Origin of the sequence: Limosilactobacillus avistercoris, assembly GCF_014836425.1 — a bacterium.
Taxonomy (GTDB): Bacteria; Bacillota; Bacilli; order Lactobacillales; family Lactobacillaceae; genus Limosilactobacillus; species Limosilactobacillus agrestimuris.
Genome location: NZ_JACSQW010000046.1, coordinates 1 through 2400, shown reverse-complemented (window position 1 = coordinate 2400; position 2400 = coordinate 1). Strand labels below are relative to the sequence as shown.

At 37.5% G+C, this 2400-nt stretch carries 4 protein-coding genes; 1 reads left to right on the top strand and 3 read right to left on the bottom strand.

The annotated features are described in order from the left end of the window. Nucleotides 1–166, top strand: a 166-nt coding sequence (locus H9564_RS08990) for a transposase domain-containing protein (protein WP_191685122.1), incomplete at its 5' end; no start/stop codon positions are given. Nucleotides 167–181: 15 nt separating this feature from the next. Here the strand turns inward: H9564_RS08990 and tnpC are convergent. The 3 genes from tnpC to H9564_RS08975 all read right to left on the bottom strand — a co-directional run bounded on the left by tnpC (nt 182) and on the right by H9564_RS08975 (nt 2344). After that, nucleotides 182–1711 (bottom strand): IS66 family transposase, encoded by a 1530-nt coding sequence (gene tnpC, locus H9564_RS08985; protein ID WP_191685121.1) that lies wholly within the window; start codon nt 1709–1711, stop codon nt 182–184. 68 nt (nt 1712–1779) lie between these two features. Further along, nucleotides 1780–2136, bottom strand: coding sequence for an IS66 family insertion sequence element accessory protein TnpB (tnpB, locus tag H9564_RS08980; protein WP_098046872.1), 357 nt, complete (start codon nt 2134–2136; stop codon nt 1780–1782). After that, nucleotides 2126–2344 carry a hypothetical protein gene (locus H9564_RS08975; RefSeq protein ID WP_318241088.1) on the bottom strand — a complete coding sequence of 73 codons (219 nt, stop codon included), beginning with the start codon at nt 2342–2344 and terminating at the stop codon, nt 2126–2128. Before H9564_RS08975 ends, tnpB begins: the two co-directional genes overlap by 11 nt. Between the last annotated feature and the right edge of the window lie 56 nt (nt 2345–2400).

Genomic DNA, 2400 nt, shown 5'->3' with positions numbered 1-2400 from the left:
TAATAAACTAAATGTATATAAGTATTTCAAATACCTGTTTGATCGACTACCCAACCAGAAAAGGAGCGACATTGAGGTTTTTTTACCGTGGGCAGAAGAAGTGCAACGTAAGCAGTCCATATTAATACGTATTGAAAAAATGAACCAGTCTGGTCAGCTTCATTGACCAGACTGGTTCTTCCTATTCATGACAATTTATTTGTACTTCTTTTGACCATGGCAAATAAGCCTCAAGCCCTGTCCTATTTTGATTTGGTAAATGATCAAACAGGTACTTGAAGTACTTATAGATATTTAAATGATTTAGTTTGGCGCTGGCGGTCAAACTATAATAAATTGCGCTCGCCTGAGCACCGGCAATGCTTTTCGCAAATAAGCTGTTTTTACGGATTAATGTTGATGGTCGAATTATCTGTTCAACCGGATTATTAGTCAACGGTAATTGACCATCTTCAAAAATCCGATATACTCGTTCTTTTAACTTTAAGGCATTCCCAATGGCAGCTCTTAATTTACCTTGAGGAAATTCAATGTTGTTAATGTAACGATAAAACTTATCTAATAATGGCTTTACCCTTCGTATCCTTTCGCTACATTTCTCACTACTCGTTTGGTATTTTAATTGGTTTTCCGTATGGAAAACCGGAGCTAATAAGGCGATTGCTTGCTCAGCTTTTGAATCATTACGTCTGTTTGGCCTTAATGATTGCACAATTCGAACAAATTCTCGGCGAATATGTACTAAGCACGAACCGAAATTTGCCGAAGGATAAAGTCGATCACTATATCCGCCATACCCATCGCACATAATTAACCCTTGATAAGCTGAGCCTACAATCTCTCCAACTGTCTGTCCGGAGCGCGTATTTCGGTAATGGAAAACTGCTAGTTGATGATGGCTAAATTCTTTAGTTGTCCTGGTAACCCAGAAATAACTATTAGTCTTGTCCTCTTCAATTACCTTAAACGGTGTTTCATCCATATGAATGACGTGTTCTTTACTCATTTCCGTCTTTAGTTGTTCATATAATGGTTCAAGATATGTCTGACTTAGCTTAATTATATTAGTAGCTAATTGTTTCCCTTTGATTGGCAAACCGATGGCTTGCCAAAGTTTCACCTGTCGATGAAAGGGTAATGCGAGTTCAAACTTATACTCGGCTACTTTGGCAAGAATACTGCTGGAAAAGTAGCTATGGGGAATTAATGATTGTGGCATTTTACTACTAATAATTACATCTTTTCCCGCTTCTTCACAGTCGAGACATTTATAACTAGTTTGGAATAAATTCCTACAATATAATTCAGCCGGCTTTAACTGTGCTTCACGACTATAGAGATGTTTTCCAATTAATTTCATTTCCTGATGGCAATGTGGACAATTCTTATTGATTAAGTCAATTTCTTCATTAATTTGGGGAAGACGATCCAAAAAAGCAGTCCGTCGACCAGTTGCTTTTGCTTGCCGGTGACGCACTACTTTTCTTGCTTTTGTTTCAATCACTTCAGTGATTGTTGTGGCTGATTCTTGTAATTGATCAAGCTCATCATCATTAAATAATGATTGTTGGCCATCAATTACTTTTTCGATTACTTCAGTTTTTTTCCCAAAAAGCTGATTTTGAAGTAACTTAACCATCGTTTGTAATTGAACTACTTGTTCTTTAAGTGCTTGGTTTTCTTTCTTCAATTGTTCATTGCTCTTTTCCATTGTGCGTCACCTCCTCTAAGTTGTTTCCGTTATTATATCAGAAGTGAGGAGATTTAAATAGTAGGAATTTAATAAAAGCTGCCCACCGGGGCGGCCTTTATTTGTCGTTCTGGCAGTGGGTCAAGGCCTTCTAACAACCAATCAATCTGTTGTGATGTCAGCTTTTGAGCATCATGCCGATGTCGAGGCCATTTTAATCGACCATTTTCAAACCGTTTATAAAGGAGGACGAATCCTTCGCCGTCCCAATAGAGTCCTTTAAACCGATCATTCCGACTACCACAAAAGAGAAAAAGCGAATCATTATATAATTCTAGTCCATAGTTTTCCGCAATAACAATTGCTAAACCATCAATTCCCTTACGCAGATCAGTTTTACCGCAAACTAAGTAAACATGTTCTGGCTCGTGCCAATTAATGAGCATAATGCATCACAGTCTTTACAATTTCTGCCGCTAGGCTAGAATTAGCTCCTTTGAAGATAGTCAATTGAACATTTTCAATTGTCATTTTAGCAGCTGGGTGTGGAGAAAATGCTGGTTTATTAACTGCTGCTGGTTTGTTTTTGAAAACTGGAGCAATAACATCATATTTTTCTTCCATAGAAAAAGCGTAAGCACTGAATAACAGCACGTCTATATTTTCAATTTGAGGTCTCCTATACTGATTACCAGAAATTCAGTTAGGAG